The following is a 20,481-nucleotide window of genomic DNA, read 5'->3' on the forward strand; positions in this document are numbered from 1 at the left end:
AACTTAAAACGTACAACTTCGAACTTGTAATTTCATTAATGCAAGCCCATTTCACCCAGATAGCGTTCTGCATCCAGCGCAGCCATACAACCGCTGCCGGCAGCAGTTACCGCCTGACGATAGATTTTATCCTGAACATCGCCGCAGGCAAATACACCTTCAAGATTTGTTTTGGATGAACCTGGCTTAGTAATCAGATAACCTTGATCGTCCATGTCCAGCAACCCTTTAAATAAATCTGAATTTGGCTGGTGACCGATTGCCACGAAAAATGCTTTTACCGGAACTGTAGTTTCTTCACCGGTTTGAATATTGCGGATGCGTACTGCTTCCACCATTTTATCACCCAGTACTTCAGCAGTTTCAGAATGCCAGTAAACCGTAATGTTTTCAGTTGCCAGTACACGATCCTGCATTACTTTGCTGGCGCGCATTTCGCCGCGGCGAACGAGCATGTGTACTGATTTACACAGTTTAGAAAGATAAAGTGCTTCTTCGCAAGCTGTATCACCTGCACCTACGATTGCCACATCTTGTCCTTTAAAGAAAAAGCCATCACAAACCGCGCAGGCAGAGACACCGTGGCCGTTCAGACGTTGTTCTGATTCCAGACCGAGCCATTTAGCAGAAGCGCCGGTTGCAATGATAACAGAATCAGCTTCGATCCATTTTTCTTCATCAATTTCCACTTTATAAGGACGTTGGGAGAAATCAACTTTGGTAGCCATTCCCCAGCGGATATCCGCACCCATACGTTGTGCTTGTTTTTCAAAATCGATCATCATCTGCGGACCCATAATCCCTTCCGGATAGCCGGGATAGTTTTCTACTTCGGTAGTGATGGTCAGCTGTCCACCCGGTTGCAGACCCTGGTACAATACAGGTTTTAAATTCGCGCGTGATGCATAAATTGCTGCAGTGTATCCAGCCGGTCCAGAGCCTATGATGAGGCAGTGGACTTTTTCAGTTTCAGCCATGTTTCTTACAAAAGTTTATTTAATCCGGTAAAAATGCGAAAGAATTACCGATGCAGCAAATCCTCCGGGAAAGAATCTCTTGATAGCGGTATGTCGTTTCTTTGTTTTTTGGGAGAAACAAGTGTAGAAGCTTTCTGTTTTTTATAGGCTGTCAAATTGACTCTTTTAGTATCAACGTCGATGCTAAAAGAGTCGAGCTCCATGCTCTGAGCTTCAATGTTTATGTTCAGAGCATCAATGTCGGGGTTTTTAGTGTCGACGTCCATGCTCAGAGCATCAGCGTTCATGCTAAAAGGATCAGCGTTCGCTCTTTTAGCTTCGACGTCGAAGTTCCGGGCATCAATGTTGATGCTTTTAGTGTCAATGTCGACTCTTTTAGTACCAACGTTCATGTTTGAAACCTCAACGTCCGAGTTCGGAGGTTCAACATCGGAGTTCAGAACCTCAACGTCGGAGTTTGGAGGTTCAACGTCGGAGTTCGGAACTTCAACGTCCGCATTCGGAGGTTCAACGTCGGAGTTCAGCACATCGATATAGAAGTTCTGTGCAGCGCACAATAAAAAAGGTTCGCAAAGCGAACCTTTTTTATATTAAGTTATAATAAGATCATTGTCAACTGTCCATTGTCAACTGTTAATTGAACTCGTATCCAATATCTCTTCTGAAGTATTTTCCTTCGTAGTTGATCTTGTCGGCGTTTTCGTAAGATTGTGCCAGCGCATCCTGGATAGTATTACCATAAGAAGTAATCGCAATTACACGGCCACCGCTTGTTACGACTTCATTATCCTTCATCGCCGTGCCGGCATGGAAGAGAATACTGTTTTCAACATCGTCAAAACCGCGGATTTCACGGCCTTTTGGATAATCGCCCGGGTAACCTTCTGATACGAGCATTACTGTACACGCGGCTTTTGCGCTGTGTTTTACCGTCACCTCATTGAGTTCGTTGTCGTTCATTTTCAGAATCAGTGCAACCAGATCGTTTTCCAGACGTGGCATTACCACTTCTGTTTCCGGATCACCCATACGGCAGTTGTATTCGATCACATATGGATCATTGCCTACTTTAATCAGACCGAAGAAAATGAAACCCTGATAGATGATGTTTTCCGCTTTCAGGCCATTTACCGTAGGCGTTACAATGCGGTCAATGACTTTCTGCATGAATTCGCCTTGTGCAAACGGAACAGGAGAGATGGCTCCCATGCCGCCTGTATTCGGACCCTGATCGCCTTCGCCGATGCGTTTGTAATCTTTCGCTTCTGGTAATATAATATAATTGGTACCGTCGCTCATCGCAAAAACGGATAATTCGATACCATCAAGGAATTGTTCAACGACTACTTTTTTACTTGCATCGCCAAACTGCGCTTCCTTAATCATGGAATTGAAAGTCTCCAGCGCTTCTTCGGTGCTTTGCGCAATTACTACACCTTTACCTGCAGCCAGGCCATCCGCTTTCAGTACGATTGGCAGGCTGTGTTGTTTCAGATAAGCCACACCTTCGTCGAAATTAGCGTCATTAAATTCGCGATAAGCCGCTGTTGGAATATTGTGACGCTCCATGAATTTTTTGGAGAACGCTTTGCTGCCTTCCAGTTGCGCGCCTTCTTTCGAAGGACCGGCAACAATAATATGTTTTATTTGTTCGTCGTTTTTTACGAAATCGTAAATGCCATTTACCAGCGGATCTTCAGAACCCGGGAAAAGAATATCGATTTTGTTCTCAAGACAAAAAGTCTTGATGGCTTCAAAATCATTTACAGATATAGAAATATTAGTGCCATAAGAAGCGGTGCCTGCGTTGCCGGGAGCGATGTAAAGCTCTTTGCAGAGCGGACTTTGTTTCAGTTTCCATGCCAGCGTACACTCGCGGCCACCCGAACCAAGAAGGAGGATATTCATACTGTTTGCCATTGAGCCTGCAAAGAACGACAAATTTTGCCCCTTTTGGGGTAAAAATTTTTAGCTATCTTTCGCAATTCAACAAAAACGAATTTTTATTCCAATGTCGATTCAAAATGCAAAAGAAGCGGAACTGACGCTCGATCAACCGATCGATGTGGCAGCGGCACCAGCGAAGTCAGGCCACCCGAAGGGCCTTTGGGTTTTATTCGGGACGGAAATGTGGGAGCGGTTCAACTTTTACGGGATGCGTGCTTTGCTCACGTTGTTCCTGATCAACTCGCTCCGTTTTCAGGAATCTGATTCTTCTATCATTTATGGTGGTTTTCTCGCGCTGTGTTACCTGACTCCGATGCTCGGTGGTTTCATCGCCGATAAATTTCTGGGTAACCGTAACTGTATTATGCTCGGTGGTAGCTTAATGGCACTCGGTCAATTCCTTCTTTTCTTTAGTGCTTCTACATTCGATAATAATGTCGGTACTGCCACTACTATTATGTGGACAGGTCTCGGCGTAATCATTTTCGGTAACGGGTTCTTCAAGCCAAACATCTCTTCAATGGTGGGCAGCTTGTATCCGAAACAAGAAAAAACCAAGCTCGATTCGGCATTTACCATTTTCTATATGGGTATCAACCTCGGCGCATTCTTCGGTCAGTTTATTTGTCCGATTATTGGCGACGTAAAAGATGCTAACGGCGTTCGTGATATCCACGCGTTCAAATGGGGCTTCCTTGCAGCGTCTATGGCAATGGTACTGGGTACGGTTCTGTTCGCTATTCTGAAAAACAAATATGTAGTAACACCTGAAGGTCGTCCGATTGGTGGCTTGCCTAAAAACAATTCTAAAGAAGACTTCGAAGAAGGTGAAGCTCAATCTACGCATTTTACAGGCCGTGCACTGATTGGCGCTGTAGTTGCATTTGTGGCTTTGGTTGCTGTTTTCAAAATGGCATTCGGACAAAACGTTATCTATTCATTGGTATACTCAAGCGGTATTACACTGGCAGGTTTGATTCTTTCTGATAAATCGCTCACAAGCGTAGAAAGAAGCCGTATCCTGGTAATCTATATCGTATCCTTCTTTATTATCTTCTTCTGGGCTGCATTTGAGCAGGCTGGTTCTTCACTTACATTTATCGCGGACAATCAGACAGACCGTCACTTCTTCGGCTGGTTGATGCCTGCGTCAATGGTGCAGATCTTTAACGGTGTATTCGTAGTTGTACTGGCGGTTCCGTTCAGTATCATATGGGACAAACTGCGTGCAAAAGGCAAAGAACCGGTATCTCCATTTAAACAGGCAATGGGTCTGATGCTGATCGCTATCAGCTATTTTATCATCGCTAACAATGTAAAAAGCCTCGGCACCAGTGGTATGCTGGGTGTAAAATGGTTGATTCTCCTGTACTTCATTCAGACTTGTGGTGAACTGTGTCTGTCTCCAATTGGTCTGTCGCTGGTAGGTAAACTGGCTCCTAAGCGTTTTGCTTCTCTGTTGTACGGTGTGTTCTTTATCTCGAACGCTGCTGGTTACGCATTGGCTGGTACGCTGGGTTCAATCCTTCCGCCAACAACTGATAAATACAAAACTGCAGAAACACAAGGTGTAAACCTTGGTGATGTTCTCGATGAAAAAGTACAGCCAACTGGTAAAGACCTCTTCCTGCTCGCACAATTCAATATTGCGAAGATCGATGGTGAAAAAGCGAAAGCAAATAATGTTGAGCTGCAAAAAGTGATTGATGCGAACAATAAAACAATTGACGAGCTGAAGAAAGCAGATAAAAATGCAGTAGTGAAACCAGAACAACTGACATTGCCTGCACAAGCTGACCTCGACAAAATCGCTTCAAATAAAATAGTACATATCGAGTATCCGAAATTTGCAGGATTTACGATCCACAGCCTGTTTGAATTCTTTATGGTATTCGTAGTGCTTTGTGGTATTGCGTCTGTAATCCTTGCAGCTATTTCTCCGATCCTGAAGAAAATGATGCACGGCGTACGCTAGTAAATAAATTAAATACAGTCAGACGACTTAAAGTCTTCCGACTGATTATAGAAAAAGGTTGCCTCTCGCGAGGTAACCTTTTTTTGTCACCCCGAGCGGAGTCGAAGGCCAATCGCTGGCGCGGATGTTCCGAAGGGCCATCCGTGTCTGCACAATTCCGTCCGATTGCATCGGGATCTTTCTCGCAAAGGAGCATATGGTCTCTCGCGGCGATCTCAACGGCGCTATGTTTGTGTTTTAAACATTGGCGGGGCGGTTCTTTGTGCCGCTAATACAGTCAGGGATTTGAAGTCTTCGGACTAATTATAGAAGAAGATTGTCTCGCAAGAGGCGACCTTTTTTGTCACCCTGAGCGGAGTCGAAGGGCTGAAAATGTTGGTTTCACGCAAAGGCGCAAATACCTCTCACGGCGGCGCTAAGACGCAAAGGCGATAATCAATATTCAGCGTGAAAACCTATTGCTCATAACTCAAGCTTTGTGCCGCTGCGAGCGCCGTGAGAGAAAAACTTTGCGCCGCTAATACAGTCCGACGACGTAAAGTCTTCCGACTGATTATAGAAAAAGGTTGCCTCTCGCGAGGTAACCTTTTTTTGTCACCCTGAGCGGAGTCGAAGGACTGAAAATGTTGGTTTCACGCAAAGGCGCAAATACCTCTCACGGCGGCACTAAGACGCAGAGGCGATAATCAATATTCAGCGTGAAAACCTATTGCTCATAACTCAAGCTTTGTGCCGCTGCGAGCGCCGTGAGAGAAAAACTTTGCGCCTTTGCGTGAAATTTAAACGGCGTGAAAAAATGGGGGGTACAGAAATAGCGAGTAAATTGTAAATTGGCCATTCGAAATCAAAAGCAATCAATGCAAAAAGAGACAGACATACTCATGCACGAGACCGATCGTGCCGATATCGTTCCTTCCATTAAAGACATTCAAAGCTTCGAAGGGAAATATCCGAAACAGATCTGGTCGTTGTTTTTCGTGGAAATGTGGGAACGTTTCTGCTTTTATGGAAACCGCGGCATGCTCACCGTCTTCATTTCCGAGATCCTGTTGCAAAAAATACAACACATCGGAAAATCAGAAGCGGAAGCACATGCCAATCTGCAATATGGTGCCATTCAGGCATTTGTTTACGCCTTTACGTTCATTGGCGGTTTGTTTGCCGATAAAATTCTCGGCTTCCGGAAATCCCTTTTCTGGGGCGGTATGCTGATGATTGTTGGTAGTTTCATCTTAGGTTTTGATCCGGAGAAGTTCTTCTATTTCGGTATTTGCTTTATAATTATTGGTACCGGTTTCTTTAAGCCGAACATTAGTACGATGGTCGGACAGTTATATCGTTCGGGTGACGAACGGCGTGATGCAGGGTTCGGACTTTTCTATTCGGGTATCAATATCGGTGCGTTGTTTGGCGGTGGTCTCTGCGTTTGGGTTGGTAAATACCATTCGTGGCATTGGGCATTTGCGCTTTCCGGCATTTTTATGATTGTAGGATTGGTTACGTTCCTGCTTACAAAAAAACAGCTGGGTCCAATTGGATTACAACCAGAAGCTGTGGCGAAGAAAAAGAATGGTAAGCTCTACGAATGGATGGTATATGGTGGTTCTTTACTGACAATCCCTGCTATTCTGGCGATGGTTTCTAATACGCAGTACACGGATTATTTCATGTACATTATCGGGCCGGCAACGTTGATCTACGTGTTTTATGAAATGAGTAAATATTCTGCAGCAGAGCGTAAAAACCTTGCGGCGGCACTGGTCTTTATCATTTTCTCTATTTTGTTCTGGGCATTCTTCGAACAAAGCGGTGGATCGCTGAGTTTATTTGCTGCGGATAACCTGCACCATAAACTGCTGGGTATTAACATTGATCCAAACGTCGTTAATAACGCAGTGAACTCGCTGTTCGTGATTTCGCTCAGTCCAATCGTTGGTTTGTTGTGGTTGCGTATGGCGAAGAAGAAATCAGAACCGAATGCAGTAGTTAAATTTGGTATCGGCTTTTTATTCCTCGCGGCGGCGTTTTACATTTTCTATTACAACCGCTTCTTTGCTGATGCAAATGGTGTAACCTCGCTCAATGTTTTCGCGATGGCAACTTTGGTGATGACGATAGCCGAATTGTGTTTATCACCAATTGGTTTGTCGCTGATGACTAAATTATCTCCGAAACCAATGCAGGGTGTTATGATGGGTATGTGGTTTCTTGCGAGCGCCTATGGACAGTATGCTGCGGGTATTCTCGGTGCCGGTATGGCTGCTACTAAAGAAGGTGGCACGCTTACTGAAAAACTGATTTCTTACACAACGGGTTACAAGCAACTGGCAATTTATGCGTTGATTGCGGCAGTATTGTTGTTGGCGATTTCGCCGATAGTTCGGAAGTTGATGTCTGAAGTGAAAGAATAGATGTAAATCGTCAATGGTCAAAAGCCATGCTATAATAAAAGGTCTTCCCGAGGGAAGACCTTTTATTATGCAAAGTAGTTTTTGTTTGGTTTACCATTTATGGACGGTCATTCGTCTGCTTCGAATGTTCGGTCCTGAATGCAAACTTTTGTTTCGGACGTTTATCTCTTGCTTCTTTTTCTTTTTTCCAGATCGTTTGTAGCTGTTTGCTCGTCATGGTAGAACCATCGTGGCTCCAGCCCGGTGGATGGAAGAGATATCTGAGTTTATTTCCAAAAGACATCGGCTTTTTCAGATCCTGGCCCAATGCCTGCCATTCGTGGAAAATGATCTTTATCGGATGATTCGCGTTTTCCAGTGGTTTGGTGAGTCCATAATGTGGCGGCTCTTCTGGAAGTTCGTTGATGAAAGTGCCAAATATTCTATCCCAAATGATGAGGACCATGCCCATATTCTTATCGAGATAAGGAATATTGCTGGCGTGATGTACTCTGTGGTGCGACGGTGTTACGAAAATGTATTCCACCCATTTCGGGAATTTGCGCAAAGCCTGTGTATGCACCAGAATGCCGTAAGTCTGCGTAAGCGCGTACATGAAAATGATATCAATCGGTTTGAAGCCGATCAGGGCCAGCGGAATAAAATACAGATAACGATAAAACGGCATCAATACCGACGAACGAAAACCGGTAGTCAGATTGTATTCTTCGGAAGAGTGATGTGTCACGTGTACTGCCCAGAAGAAACGCACGCGGTGATCTACAAAATGTTCCAACCAGAAAAGTACGTCTTCGCAAAGGAAAAGCATACCCCAATAAACAACTGGGTTCCAGTCTGAAACGATGTGAAACTTAAAGAAAAACAATAACACACCAAGGGCAAATGCGCGCAGCAGCAGATCGATACCGGCATTTACCAGATTCAGATAGACATTCATGGCTGTTTCTTTCCAGCCATAAAATTTCCATCCATGCAAATGACTGAGTAGCAATTCTAATGGGATCAGTATTGCATAGATAGGAATAGATAAAATGAGCAGAATATTTTTTTGGAGCTCGTTCATTAGCGGGTAGAGCTAATTTATATCAGTTACAAATTACGATAAAAATAAAAAAGCCCACTTTTCGGTGGGCTGTTCTGTTATACAGTCATGATTTCTTTTTCTTTCTCTTTACAGTGCTCGTCCACCAGGGCAATGTATTTGTCGGTTAAGCCCTGAACCCGGGCTTCGCCGCCTTTTGCCACATCTTCGCTCAGTCCGTCTTTCTGCAATTTTTTGATCTGTTCGATCGCATCGCGGCGGAGGTTACGCACGGTGATTTTGCCTTGTTCGCCTTCTCCGTTCACTTTTTTCACCAGTTCCTTACGGCGCTCTTCTGTAAGCGGCGGCAGGTACAGGCGGATAATCTGACCATCATTTTGAGGGTTCAGACCGATGTTGGAGGCGATGATTGCTTTTTCGATCGGGCCGAGCATATTTTTTTCCCATGGCTGGATGGAGAAAGTACGTGGATCGGGGATGGTAACGTTCGCTACCTGCTGAAGCGGGGTAGGAGCGCCATAATATTCTACATAAATGCCATCCAGGATTTGCGGATTGGCTTTGCCGGCACGGATTCTCGTCAGTTCTACTTCAAGGTGGCCAATGGCCTTCTTCATCGCTTTTCCGGCGTCGTCAATTAAACTTTCTAATGCCTCGGTCATAACGTATGTTATTTTGCAGTTGGCAAATGTAAAAAATGTTCTGTAATAGAGGAATGTATTAAAAAATTGAATTTCTGTTTCAATTCAAAATTAAATATTCGAAAGTCAAAACGGTGGGTATAATTTAAATGAAGTCTCCCGGTGGTCAGAATAGATGCCTGATAGTATTACTGTCGATGAACGGAGCGACGCAACGATGTTTAAACGGAGCGAAGTCGCCGGTAACAAAAAATTAAAACAGATGACAAAGGACAGTTGACCTCCTGTGAATAAATCAATATAACGTGGGATGCCTCCTCCGCCGGCATGACAAACATAAGTAATTGTCGTTCGGTGTTCGCGTTTGCCCAAACATGAACATTCATCATAGCCTTTTCATGTTTAATCCGGGCATTGACCGTTCCTCATTGACCATTCACCTTTTAACTTTTGATTTTTGCATTTCATTTAGTGAATAGAAAAACTATTTTTGTTTCGCTAAACAGCAACAAAGTATGCAATCATTTGACTTTAAGAAGATTTTACCGCACTTGCTTATCGTGCTGGGATTTCTTGTCTTAGCCTTTATCTATTGTTATCCTGCACTTGAAGGAAAAGTATTATCTCAGGGCGACGTATCCAGCTGGAAAGGTATGTCTGAAGAAGCCAGAGCCTGGCATGAAAAAACAGGTGAGAATACGCTTTGGACCAACAGCATGTTTGGTGGTATGCCAACGTATACGTTTTACGTTCCTGATGGGCACAACTATGTGGGACGTATATATAATGTGGTAACAAATCTCATAGCAAAGCCAGTCAATTTCTTTTTCCTGGCGATGCTGGGTTTTTACATACTGATGTCTACGCTGCGTGTGAACCGTTGGCTGGGCGCCATTGGTGCAATCGCTTTTGCGTTTGCCTCGTTTAACGCCGTGAGTATTGTGGCGGGCCATGATACGAAGCTTTTTGCCATGATGTTTACGCCGATCGCATTGAGCGGTATGATTATGGTGTATCGGAATAAATATCTTCAGGGGGCAGTGTTGATGGCGTTTGGACTCAGTCTGATGTTGTGTTCGGGGCACTACCAGATTATCTATTATCTCCTGATGGTGATGTTTGTGGCTGGTATCGGATTCTTTGTGGACGCGATCAAAAAAGGTACGATCAAAAACTTTGTCATAGCGACAATAGTTTGTGTGGTAGCGGGTTTACTCGCGGTAGCTCCTGCTTCTGGTACTTTGATGAGTACGCGCGAATATGCAAAACAAACAATGCGTGGTGGTCAGAGCGAACTGACTTTTAACCATGATCAAGGTAAAAAAACGGGTGGTCTTGATAAAGACTACGCGTTCCAATGGAGCAATGGGATAGGTGAAACATTCTGTATCATGATCCCTTATCTGTATGGTGGTTCTTCTGACGAGCCGCTGGATAAAGGTCCGAAAGCAGGCGAAATCATGTCGAATGCCGGTTATCAGATGGTGCCTTTGTATTGGGGCGATCAGCCATTTTTGTCTGGTCCGGTGTATTTCGGTGCGATTATCTGTTTCTTGTTTGTGTTGGGGCTGATGGTGGTTCGCAGTAATTATAAATGGTGGATTCTTGCGGCTGCGATTCTTAGCATTTTCATGTCACTGGGACATAATTTCTCTTCGTTTAATAATTTCCTGTTTGATCACTTACCATTATATAACACGTTCCGTACGCCGACAATGGCTTTGTCTATAGCGCAGCTGATGTTCCCGATGCTTGGTATCTGGGGCCTTGCAGAAGTATTGCGATCTGATGCGAATAAAGAGGAGCTCTGGAAAAAAACAAGAATCGCACTGGGTATTACTGCTGGCCTTTGCGTATTGATCGGTTTATGTGGTGGTATGTTCTTCGATTACACCTCTACGCGCGACAGTAGCTTTCCGCCAGAACTGGTAAAAGCACTGAAAGAAGACCGTGCGAGTTTGGCCATGAAAAGTGCATTCCAAAGTGCATTGTTCATTTTGCTCGCTGGTGGTGTTATCTGGGCTTATCTGAAAAATAAAATCAAGCCAAATATTGTGATCATTGGTCTGGGCGTTTTAATTGCGCTGGATATGATTCCGGTTGCGGCAAACTACCTCGGCGAAAAGAATTTTACAGAAGATAACGAATCGGCTGCGTTCCAACCGCGTCCGGTTGATCAGCAGATTCTGCAGGATAAAGATCCTTACTATCGTGTGCTGGATGTGACCCGCAATGTGTTTAACGATGCAATACAATGTTATTTCCACAAATGTATCGGCGGTTACTCTCCGGCTAAACTGGAATTGTACCAGGATCTGATTGATGTACACATGAGCAAAGGCTTTACGAAACCGGTGCTGGACATGCTGAACACGAAATATCTCATCTTCAACGGTCCGCAAAACCAGGCGGTGGCACAACCGAATCCTGATGCACTGGGTAATGCATGGTTTGTAAACGAAGTGAAATGGGCAAAAACTGCGGATGAAGAAATCCTCGACATGAAAGGTCCGGTATTGGGCGATACAGCTGCTGCAACTGGTAGCTTCGATCCAAAACATACGGCGATCATGCGCGAAACATTCCAGAAGGACCTTAACGGTTTCAATTTTGGAAAGGATAGCACAGCGAAAATTGCCCTGACTAAATATGGCCTGAACGATCTGAGCTTCACATCGCATAATAGTCAGGCTGGTCTTGCGGTGTTCTCCGATATCTATTATCCATATGGCTGGAGAGCTTATGTAGATGGTAACGAAGTGCCGATTCTGAAAGCAAACTACCTGTTGCGTGCTATTAAAGTTCCGGCAGGCGATCATAAAATTGAATTCCGCTTCCATCCGGATTCATTCTACAACGGCGATAAAATCTCTTTGATCAGCAGTGTTGTGTTGATTATTCTGATGCTCGTTGCACTGGGAATGGTTTTCAAAGGCAAAAAAGAAGCACAGGCATAAATATGAGTAAAGGCCCGTCACACCTGGTTCGCAAAATCTTTGGACTGAGGCCGGAAATGAGTATCAGTTTTTACATGACTGATTTTCTTTTCCGGAAGATACTCCGTCAGAACGCAGGTGTGACCTGGGCTATTCATCATACCAGTACCATTCACAGTCCTGAAAAGCTGAAACGTGGTACCGGCTGTTTTCCCGGAGATTCACCGGGTGTCTACATCGATGCCAATAACGGTGTAAGCGTGGGTGCTTATACCAACCTTGGTCCGAATGTGGGTCTTATTTCATCCAATCACGATTTCGTCGACAACGATGTCATTACGCCGGCAGCGCCTATTCAGATTGGTAATTTTTGCTGGTTTGGAAAAGGTGCCACTGTATTGCCAGGTGTAACCCTTGGTGATTTTACCATTATCGGTGCAGGAGCTATTGTGACTAAAAGCTTTCCCGAAGGGTATTGTGTGATCGCAGGAAATCCTGCCAGGGTTATTAAACAACTAAACAAGACAGAATGTGACGCCTACGCAGCCAGCAAAACGACATAGCTTTTTCGGTAATTCGGTTTATATCTTCCTGATCCGATTTTTTCCGGTGCTGGCCAGTCTCATTGTGACCATTGTTTTTTCCCGCCGGCTCGATGCCGATATTTACGGTGATTACCAAAATTTCTGGATTCAATATTTTGTGCTCAGCGCGGTAGCGTGCATGGGAACACATGTTTTTCTGCTCACGTATTCACCTGCGTATCTAAAACGGCTGTTGCAGCAATTGCCCAAACGGGTATATTGGTTACTCGCGGGTTGGATTGTAATATCCGCTTTCGTTTTAGGTTGGTTACAACAAGCAAATATTGGCTTTGCGATAGCTGCTGCCATATTAATCGTGTATTGCGTCGGGACGATCGTTGAAGCTTTTTTGATGGCTGGCAAACGGTTTCAGCTCTTGTCGATGGTGAATGTTGTTTTCTCTTTTGCTTTTCTTTGGATGCATTGGGTTTTTCTCGATGGCATTCAGTCATTAGCCAGTTTATTTTCGCAGGTATTATTATTAGCGGCTTTACGATTGATCGTTTATATCGTTGCCGCATTTCTTTTTTCAAAGAAAATAGAAACCGAAACATCAGATGAATTGATTCATTGGAAAACGGTTCGTTCGTTGTGGCTGCACATGGGGTTGTTTGATATTCTGCAGATTCTTTTTCGGTGGGCGGATAAGTTTTTTATCTCCTTACTGCTGGTTGCTTCTGTTTCGGCCATCTATTTCAATGGTTCCAATGAAATTCCTTTTCTGCCGCTGATTCTGGGTGCCGTCGGCAGCGCTGGATTAATTCAACTTGCTACTGTTTCGGGCGATAATAAATTGAATGAAGTGATTCAGCTGCAGCATATTTCCGGTCGTATTTTATCTGCAATAGTATTTCCTTTGTTCTTCTTTTTACTATTCTTTTCCGGTGAGTTATTTGGTGTGGTGTTCAAACATAAGTACGATTTATCGGTGCCTGTTTTCCTGGTGACGGTACTCGCAATTCCCGTCAGGGCCTATAATTTTACCACTGTTTTGCAGCATTATCACAAGGGGCGCATCATTAATATTGGCGCAGTGCTGGATATTTCGCTGGCCTGCCTGCTGATGTATCCGTTGTACCTGTGCTTTCAGTTGCCGGGTGTGGCGCTTGCTTTTGTGATCACAACTTATTTACAGGCTGCATTTTACCTTTACCATAGTGGTCGTGTGTTGCAGGTTTCCTGGCTGCAGTTATTGCCCCTGCGCAACTGGGTGATCAAGGCTATTGTTTTTTTCTCATTGTTCATAGTCCTTCATTATGTGCTCGTACGCTTTTTAAGCGAACAAATGGTCTTAACTTGTGGATGTATTGCGCTGGCGACCACCGGTCTGGCGGCGTTATTACTCGAGTTAAAATCATACAGAGCACAGAATGGCTAAACAGTTTAAAGCACATTTTAAGAACGTTGATAATACCGGTTTCGGACCGAACAGCAGCGTAGAAGGTGGCAGGCTGACGAATAAAGACGGCAGCTACAACCTGAGGAAAAGTGGTCTGCGGTTTTATGAACGCATTAGTATCTATCACACGTTGCTGCGGATGTCGCGCACACGGTTTTTCCTATTCATTTTTCTCGCGTATTCCAGCATCAATATCTTTTTCGCCTGTATTTATCTCGCGGTTGGCGTTGATAAATTACAAGGCTCCGAACAAGCGCATACTCTAGTCGATAAATATCTGACTGCATTTTTTTTTAGCTCACAAACGCTTACCACAGTCGGTTACGGGCATATCAGTCCGTTGGGTTTCTGGACCAATGCCATTGCGTCGATCGAGTCATTGATGGGTATCATGATCTTTGCTTTGGTGACCGGTATGTTTTATGCGCGCTTTTCCAGACCAAGAGCCTATATCCGTTTTAGCGAAAACTTGCTGGTATCGCCGTACAAGGGTGGAAAAGCATTAATGTTCCGTATTGCGACTTATAAGAATAATCATCTCACCGATGCAGAAGCACAGGTAACGATTGCCATCCATGAACATACTGCAGGCGGTAATGTGACCACTAGGTTCTTCCAGCTACCACTTGAATTTAGTCGTATCAATTCACTCGCATTAAGTTGGACGATTGTACATCCGCTCGATGAGCACAGTCCGATTTCGCATTTCACCGAACGTGAATTCAAAGAACTGAAAATAGAATTGATGGTTACGATCAAAGCATTTGACGACCATTTCTCTAACACCGTGATGCAGCGTACCTCTTATACAGCAGATGAATTAGTGTATGGTGCCAAATTTCTGCCGATGTTTGAACGTTCGGTAGACGGCTATCAGACCAATCTGCAATTGAATAAGGTAAACGAACATGAAATCGTGCAGTTGGAAAATGTAGTGAATGTCGACAATGTGCTGGATGTGATCGATGCGGAGGAGAATTGACACCCCTAGCCGCTAAAGGGCATCCCGCCGCATCCTTCGCATACATATCGCGGGATATCTTTTCAATTGACAATGCTTGTGTTATTGCGTAATGTCTTTGCGCCTTTGTGACGTTGTGAGAGAAAAAACCTTACGTCTTACGCACACTGTCTTGAGCCAAGCGCGAGGATGCGAGAAATATTTCCAGTACAATGCTTCGACCGCGCTCAACATGACAATGCGCGGTTTTTTTGACGTTTCACCTTTGACGTTCACTGTTTTTGACTTTTGAATTAATCGGACATCAGCCAGAAAATGTTAAATTTGCGGATGCTTATTACGAATACACTGTCCGAAAGATCTCAGGAATTTTTAGAGAAAGAAGAAATGTATGGCGCGCACAATTACCATCCTTTACCGGTGGTTTTGAGCAAGGGTAGCGGCGTATTTGTATGGGATGTTGACGATAAACGCTATTATGATTTTCTGTCTGGCTATTCCGCTGTAAACCAGGGCCATTGCCATCCGCGTATTATTAATGTACTCATAGAACAGGCACAACGGCTTACGCTTACTTCCCGCGCTTTCCACAGCGATCTTATGGGAGAATACTGCGAATTTATTACCCGTTATTTCGGTTACGATAAAGTATTGCCGATGAACACCGGCGTAGAAGCAGTAGAAACTGCTTTAAAACTCGCGCGCAAATGGGCTTATGAAGTCAAAGGTGTTGCAGGTAATAAAGCCAAAATCATTGTTTGCGAAAACAATTTTCACGGCCGTACACTCAATGTAATTTCCTTCAGTACCGATCCTAGTGCCAAACGCAATTTCGGTCCGTTCATGCCAGGTTATGAAGTGATTCCTTTCAACGATACAGTAGCGCTGGAAAAAGCATTGCGTGCCGATGAAAATATTGCTGCATTTCTCGTAGAGCCAATTCAGGGCGAAGCGGGTGTAATGGTGCCAGATGAAGGGTATTTGAGCAAAGTTGCTGCGCTGTGTAAAGAACATAATGTACTGTTCATCGCCGATGAAATCCAAACAGGGTTGGCGCGCACCGGTAAGATGCTCGCTTGCGATCATGAAGATGTACGTCCGGATATACTGATCCTCGGTAAAGCACTGTCGGGTGGTACAATGCCGATATCTGCAGTATTGGCTGATGACGAAATCATGCTGACGATCAAACCAGGTGAACATGGTTCTACATATGGAGGAAATCCGTTGGCTTGTCGCGTAGCAATAGAATCACTCAAAGTTTTAAAAGAAGAAAAAATGGCGGAGAATGCAGCTTTGCAGGGTGAATACCTGCGCAAAAAACTGGCTGATCTCAACCATCCTCATATTGGTATAATCCGTGGTAAAGGTTTGCTGAACGCAATCGTGATTGATCATCCAAACAAAGAATCTGCATGGGATCTTTGCGTGAAAATGAAAGACCTCGGCTTACTGGCGAAACCAACGCATGGTGATAAAATCCGCTTCGCACCGCCGCTGCTCATTACTTCTGAGCAGATCGACGAATGCGTGGATATCATTTACCAAAGTCTCCAAAGCATTTTTTAATGGCAGACGTCCATAAGGAAGAGCATTTGCGGAGTTCAGACCTGATCACAGATATTGTGATCGGGATGTCTGATGGCTTAACGGTGCCGTTTGCCCTCGCTGCAGGGCTGAGCGGCGCCGTTTCAAGCACCGCTATTATTCTCACTGCGGGCATTGCCGAAATCGCGGCTGGTTCCATTGCTATGGGACTCGGCGGTTATCTCGCCGGAAAAACCGAGCAAGACCATTATCGCTCCGAACTCAAACGGGAACAAGACGAGGTAGAAGCCGTTCCTGAAGTAGAAAAAGCAGAAGTGCGGGATGTGTTTGCTGAAATGGGTTTGAGTGAGGAAACACAACACCTCATTGCAGATGAAATCGCCAAAGACAAAGAAAAATGGGTCGATTTCATGATGAAATACGAGCTCGGTCTTGAAAAGCCAAATCCGAAGCGGGCACGGAATAGTGCATTGAACATAGGTATTTCCTACATCGTGGGTGGCATAGTGCCGCTGTCGCCTTATATGTTTGCGGCAACACCGCTTGAAGGCCTCAAATGGTCTTGCGTGGTCACCCTGATCTGTTTATTCGTCTTCGGATTTTTCAAAGCAAAAGTCACCGGCCAAAATCCATGGGGCGGGGCAGTACGTGTAACCGTCATCGGTAGCGTAGCCGCAGCGGCGGCGTTTGGAATAGCAAAGCTGTTTTAAATTCAAAAGGCAAAAGTCAAAATTCAAAACCTTCTGTCATACTAGGCGAAGTCGAAGGGCAAAATTCAACACCTCAGAGGAGTCGTTCTCGCAAAGTCGCTAATGTCTCTCGCGGCGACACAAAGGCGCAGATTATGTTTTGACACAAACCTTGCGTGTGTTTGTCATGTCGACGATAAGAGACAACCCACGCCGAGATCCCCCTTCAGGGGCTAGGGGTGTCAACTGATTTGGCTTAATGGCTCTTTTTTGTTAGGTTTGAAGGAAACGATTTCAACGGAATGATGAAAAAGATCTCTTTACTCCTGGTTTTTGTATGTAGTCTGGTTTTCAGCTATCAGTCGCAGGCGCAGGGGCAAATTTCTCCTTCAGATTTAAAAGAACTCACCGCATTGGAAGACGATCTGGTATTGGCCACCGATTCCATGTATTATGCACCGATTCCCGATACCCGTGCCGATTATTGCGCGCAGTTTGTGAAGCTGCTGGTGCGTACGTTGAAGATTCCGAATTCGTATTATTATCCATTCACAAAGCTGGGTGATAAAATCAGTATCATGTCGCCCGATGATAAAAGCTTCCGTTTGTTTAACTGGAATATCGCACCCACCAATCTGACGCGCCGTTATTTCGGAGCTATTCAGATGCCGGCAGAACAACTGAAACTGTTCCCACTCATCGATTATTCCAACGAACTCGCGAAAACCTCTATGGACACCGTTTTGACCAGCGATAAATGGTTTGGATGTCTCTACTATAATATCATGACGACCGAGGTGAACGGTGAAAAAGTATACACTATGTTTGGTGTGAACTCAGAAAGTTCCGTAAGTACCAAGAAACTCCTCGATCCGATGGTATTAACTCCGCAAGGTCCGCTGTTTGGTAAACCGATCTTCCGCGTACCGGCAGAGATCAGTCGTACCGGTGTGCTGAACCGTTTTATTCTCGAGTACAAACGCGGTGTGCAGGCGTCTATGAATTTCGACAAGGACATGAATGCAATCTTCTTTGATCGTCTGATTTCGGAAGTGAATGACCCTAACCGCAAGTATACTTACGTGCCAAGCGGTCAGTATGATGGCTTTCGCTGGGATGTAGATCACTGGACATATGTAGAAGACCTTATACCTGTGGAGATTAGAAAAGACGGCGATGTGCCTAATTTACAACAGCCGACTCCGAAAAAATAAAAAAGCGCTTCCTTTTTTAATTGATTTTATATAATTTCGCAGCCGTTCCGGTCCGGTAGCTCAGTTGGATAGAGCATCAGCCTTCTAAGCTGAGGGTCATTGGTTCGAATCCAATCCGGATCACATTCATAAGGATTACAGCAATGTAATCCTTATTTAGTTTTACTCAACTTTACTTCTATTTCTCTGATTTTCAGAAATCTCTAACGCCGCTCAAACGCAAGCCCGTCTTACCTTTATTTAGCTTGGCACATCCTAATAGAGTAAATGATAGAGTAAATGTTTCTGCCATTAAAACCGATTTGTGAGGAGAAAAACGTGCGTAAGGACGGTAAAAGTGTAGTGTTCATACAGTACTGTTTCTCATCTAAAAAACGCACCTTACTAAACACTGAGATCGTGATTCCACCGGCGTTTTGGGGGATCACAAAACGTTAATTAAAGAGAGCTTGCCCGACACTTATGGTGATGTGGCGCTTTTTAACAAAGAGATCAAGAGGCTTTACAGGCTAGCTGAAGATCTTGTAGAATATGCATGTTCTATGGGAATTAAAGACAAACTATCTTATGTAAAACAACATTTTAAAGTTGATCTGGATATCGAAGTTCTTAAAGAGAAAGAATCCGCAGCGGTAATAGCACAACAAATGGCTATCGAAAAAAAATTGGATATCTATGAGCAATTTGACGCCTTCATAGAATCGAAAAGAAAGAAAGTTAGCAAAGGGATGTTGCGTATTTACGGCTATGTCCGTGAACGGCTCAAGGTATATGAAGTGTTCCGTGGTAACAAAGTGATGTTTGAAAATATCGACTATAACTTTTACGAAAATTGGTTGGAGTTTCTTACCTATGATTATGTGCAAATTGGAAGGTCGGTTGATTATCGAGGTTTAAAGTTGAACACCATCGGTCTTACTGTAAAACATTTTCGTGGTTTTATCAAAGATCGTGTACGTAGAAAAATAATAGAACCGATTGATTTGACAGATTTCAAAATTCCGGAAGAGGAAGTAGATGCAATTTACTTAAGTAATGATGAAATAGCGGCAATATATAAAGCGGATTTGTCGGGACAATCGTATTTGGAACCGTATCGAGATCTGTTTGTATTTGCCTGTTTAACAGGTCTTCGTTTTTCTGATTTTTTGGAAGTTGAATTGGAGGATTTCCAACAAGGCTTCTTATATAAGAAGCAAGAGAAGTCAGAGCATTGGGTTGTAATTCCTTTGCGAAAAGAAGCAATGGAGATTATTAATAATCGATTTGTTGCGGGCATTCCAAAGTTGAGCAACGCGAAATTCAATTCCTATGTTAAGATAATCGGACTTGCCGCAGGTATTAAGAATATGGTTAAGTTTTCCGACAAGAAAGGCAATAAGACAGTCACAGAGAACAAAGCAAAATGTGATTGGATTACCACGCATACGGCTCGACGTTCTTTTTGTACGAACGAATTTCTGGCAGGTACACCTGTGAAGCTCATTATGAAAATCAACGGCCATAAAACCGAGAAAGACTTTTACAAATACATCCGTGTCGCACCGGAAGAAGCGGCGAGGGTTATTCAGGAGCTGTGGTTGCAAAGAAACGCCATGGCAGCGTTTACAACGTCAGCTGTATGATGCATCGTAATCATCAAAAACAAATGCCGCTTTACATTTAGATACAGGCCTGAATTAACAATTGCGTCGGAAATGCCTGAACCGAAAGAGGAAACACCGATAGACGAGGAATTGCAGAAAAGAATAAAAGCTGGCAGAGATGTATCGCAATATACGTTCAATGGCAGATCATTTGGAAAAGGTCCGTTGGTGAGAGCCGTGGTTGCTCAGTATGTATTGGATCATCAAGAGATCACTTACGAAGAACTGAAGGAAGTTTTTCCTGATGATCTGTTGAAACGATTCGGCATTTTTCAGGATCAGAAGACGGCGAAGGAGATTGCGCCGAAAGGAAACAGGTATTTCACCAAACCCGATCAGATCATTAATGTGAAGGATAAGGAAGTGGTCGTGTGTAGTCAGTTTACTTTGGAAAACCTGCAACCGTTTTTGAAAGTGGCAAGAGGATTGGGTTATGATATTGTTGAATCATGATCATTCAAATTGAGATTTAATGTATGGGACTGTCGAAAAAAGGCAGTCCTTTTTTAGT

At 44.0% G+C, this 20,481-nt stretch carries 16 protein-coding genes and 1 tRNA gene; 12 read left to right on the forward strand and 5 right to left on the reverse strand.

Annotation, left to right across the window (positions count from 1 at the left end; translation table 11 throughout):
- Positions 1-35: 35 nt before the first annotated feature.
- From trxB to purD, 3 genes are all read right to left on the reverse strand, one after another.
- Complete coding sequence (trxB, locus tag DN068_RS17425; protein WP_111000210.1) at positions 36-977, reverse strand: thioredoxin-disulfide reductase; 942 nt, start codon at positions 975-977, stop codon at positions 36-38.
- Between the two features lie 44 nt (positions 978-1,021).
- Positions 1,022-1,534, reverse strand: a complete 513-nt coding sequence (locus DN068_RS17430; RefSeq protein ID WP_111000211.1) for a hypothetical protein — start codon at positions 1,532-1,534, stop codon at positions 1,022-1,024.
- 76 nt (positions 1,535-1,610) lie between these two features.
- Positions 1,611-2,885 carry a phosphoribosylamine--glycine ligase gene (purD, locus tag DN068_RS17435; RefSeq protein ID WP_111000299.1) on the reverse strand — a complete coding sequence of 425 codons (1,275 nt, stop codon included), beginning with the start codon at positions 2,883-2,885 and terminating at the stop codon, positions 1,611-1,613.
- Between the two features lie 103 nt (positions 2,886-2,988).
- On the opposite strand from purD, the gene DN068_RS17440 reads away from it, so the two are divergent.
- Both DN068_RS17440 and DN068_RS17445 read left to right on the forward strand, forming a co-directional pair.
- Positions 2,989-4,899: a peptide MFS transporter gene (locus DN068_RS17440; protein ID WP_207799005.1), complete on the forward strand. Its 1,911-nt coding sequence runs from the start codon at positions 2,989-2,991 to the stop codon at positions 4,897-4,899.
- Between the two features lie 857 nt (positions 4,900-5,756).
- Complete coding sequence (locus DN068_RS17445; RefSeq protein ID WP_207799006.1) at positions 5,757-7,310, forward strand: peptide MFS transporter; 1,554 nt, start codon at positions 5,757-5,759, stop codon at positions 7,308-7,310.
- Positions 7,311-7,407: 97 nt separating this feature from the next.
- Here DN068_RS17445 and DN068_RS17450 read toward each other — a convergent pair whose 3' ends face one another.
- Together DN068_RS17450 and frr are read right to left on the reverse strand one after the other, a co-directional pair.
- Positions 7,408-8,373 carry a sterol desaturase family protein gene (locus DN068_RS17450; protein WP_111000212.1) on the reverse strand — a complete coding sequence of 322 codons (966 nt, stop codon included), beginning with the start codon at positions 8,371-8,373 and terminating at the stop codon, positions 7,408-7,410.
- 77 nt (positions 8,374-8,450) lie between these two features.
- Positions 8,451-9,014 (reverse strand): ribosome recycling factor, encoded by a 564-nt coding sequence (gene frr, locus DN068_RS17455; protein ID WP_111000213.1) that lies wholly within the window; start codon positions 9,012-9,014, stop codon positions 8,451-8,453.
- 494 nt (positions 9,015-9,508) lie between these two features.
- On the opposite strand from frr, the gene DN068_RS17460 reads away from it, so the two are divergent.
- The 10 genes from DN068_RS17460 (at position 9,509) to DN068_RS17505 (ending at position 20,423) form a co-directional block, all read left to right on the forward strand.
- Positions 9,509-11,950, forward strand: coding sequence for a YfhO family protein (locus DN068_RS17460; RefSeq protein WP_111000214.1), 2,442 nt, complete (start codon positions 9,509-9,511; stop codon positions 11,948-11,950).
- Between the two features lie 2 nt (positions 11,951-11,952).
- Positions 11,953-12,492, forward strand: a complete 540-nt coding sequence (locus tag DN068_RS17465) for an acyltransferase (protein ID WP_111000215.1) — start codon at positions 11,953-11,955, stop codon at positions 12,490-12,492.
- Positions 12,461-13,891, forward strand: a complete 1,431-nt coding sequence (locus DN068_RS17470) for a lipopolysaccharide biosynthesis protein (protein ID WP_123985395.1) — start codon at positions 12,461-12,463, stop codon at positions 13,889-13,891. The genes DN068_RS17465 and DN068_RS17470 overlap by 32 nt, the downstream gene beginning before the upstream one ends.
- Positions 13,884-14,894 (forward strand): ion channel, encoded by a 1,011-nt coding sequence (locus tag DN068_RS17475; RefSeq protein WP_111000217.1) that lies wholly within the window; start codon positions 13,884-13,886, stop codon positions 14,892-14,894. Before DN068_RS17470 ends, DN068_RS17475 begins: the two co-directional genes overlap by 8 nt.
- Positions 14,895-15,203: 309 nt before the next feature.
- On the forward strand, positions 15,204-16,442 hold the full coding sequence (rocD, locus tag DN068_RS17480; RefSeq protein ID WP_111000218.1) for an ornithine--oxo-acid transaminase: 1,239 nt from the start codon (positions 15,204-15,206) through the stop codon (positions 16,440-16,442).
- Positions 16,442-17,131 (forward strand): VIT1/CCC1 transporter family protein, encoded by a 690-nt coding sequence (locus tag DN068_RS17485; RefSeq protein ID WP_111000219.1) that lies wholly within the window; start codon positions 16,442-16,444, stop codon positions 17,129-17,131. Before rocD ends, DN068_RS17485 begins: the two co-directional genes overlap by 1 nt.
- A gap of 281 nt (positions 17,132-17,412) precedes the next feature.
- Complete coding sequence (locus DN068_RS17490) at positions 17,413-18,324, forward strand: hypothetical protein (RefSeq protein WP_111000220.1); 912 nt, start codon at positions 17,413-17,415, stop codon at positions 18,322-18,324.
- Positions 18,325-18,373: 49 nt separating this feature from the next.
- Positions 18,374-18,447: transfer RNA gene (locus DN068_RS17495), tRNA-Arg, on the forward strand.
- Positions 18,448-18,773: 326 nt separating this feature from the next.
- On the forward strand, positions 18,774-19,949 hold the full coding sequence (locus DN068_RS17500; RefSeq protein ID WP_243630302.1) for a site-specific integrase: 1,176 nt from the start codon (positions 18,774-18,776) through the stop codon (positions 19,947-19,949).
- A 72-nt stretch (positions 19,950-20,021) separates the two neighbouring features.
- Positions 20,022-20,423, forward strand: coding sequence for a hypothetical protein (locus DN068_RS17505; protein WP_111000221.1), 402 nt, complete (start codon positions 20,022-20,024; stop codon positions 20,421-20,423).
- The last annotated feature ends 58 nt before the right edge of the window (positions 20,424-20,481 follow it).

The sequence above is a fragment of the Taibaiella soli genome (assembly GCF_003236175.1).
In the GTDB taxonomy this organism is placed as follows: Bacteria; Bacteroidota; Bacteroidia; order Chitinophagales; family Chitinophagaceae; genus QKTW01.

Bases quoted from the DNA above. Each gene is read 5' to 3' on its own strand.
- trxB (WP_111000210.1), bottom strand. From the start codon at position 977: ATGGCTGAAACTGAAAAAGTCCACTGCCTCATCATAGGCTCTGGACCG.
- purD (WP_111000299.1), bottom strand. From the start codon at position 2,885: ATGAATATCCTCCTTCTTGGTTCGGGTGGCCGCGAGTGTACGCTGGCA.
- DN068_RS17440 (WP_207799005.1), top strand. From the start codon at position 2,989: ATGTCGATTCAAAATGCAAAAGAAGCGGAACTGACGCTCGATCAACCG.
- DN068_RS17445 (WP_207799006.1), top strand. From the start codon at position 5,757: ATGCAAAAAGAGACAGACATACTCATGCACGAGACCGATCGTGCCGAT.
- DN068_RS17450 (WP_111000212.1), bottom strand. From the start codon at position 8,373: ATGAACGAGCTCCAAAAAAATATTCTGCTCATTTTATCTATTCCTATC.
- frr (WP_111000213.1), bottom strand. From the start codon at position 9,014: ATGACCGAGGCATTAGAAAGTTTAATTGACGACGCCGGAAAAGCGATG.
- DN068_RS17460 (WP_111000214.1), top strand. From the start codon at position 9,509: ATGCAATCATTTGACTTTAAGAAGATTTTACCGCACTTGCTTATCGTG.
- DN068_RS17465 (WP_111000215.1), top strand. From the start codon at position 11,953: ATGAGTAAAGGCCCGTCACACCTGGTTCGCAAAATCTTTGGACTGAGG.
- DN068_RS17475 (WP_111000217.1), top strand. From the start codon at position 13,884: ATGGCTAAACAGTTTAAAGCACATTTTAAGAACGTTGATAATACCGGT.
- rocD (WP_111000218.1), top strand. From the start codon at position 15,204: ATGCTTATTACGAATACACTGTCCGAAAGATCTCAGGAATTTTTAGAG.
- DN068_RS17485 (WP_111000219.1), top strand. From the start codon at position 16,442: ATGGCAGACGTCCATAAGGAAGAGCATTTGCGGAGTTCAGACCTGATC.
- DN068_RS17490 (WP_111000220.1), top strand. From the start codon at position 17,413: ATGATGAAAAAGATCTCTTTACTCCTGGTTTTTGTATGTAGTCTGGTT.
- DN068_RS17505 (WP_111000221.1), top strand. From the start codon at position 20,022: ATGCCTGAACCGAAAGAGGAAACACCGATAGACGAGGAATTGCAGAAA.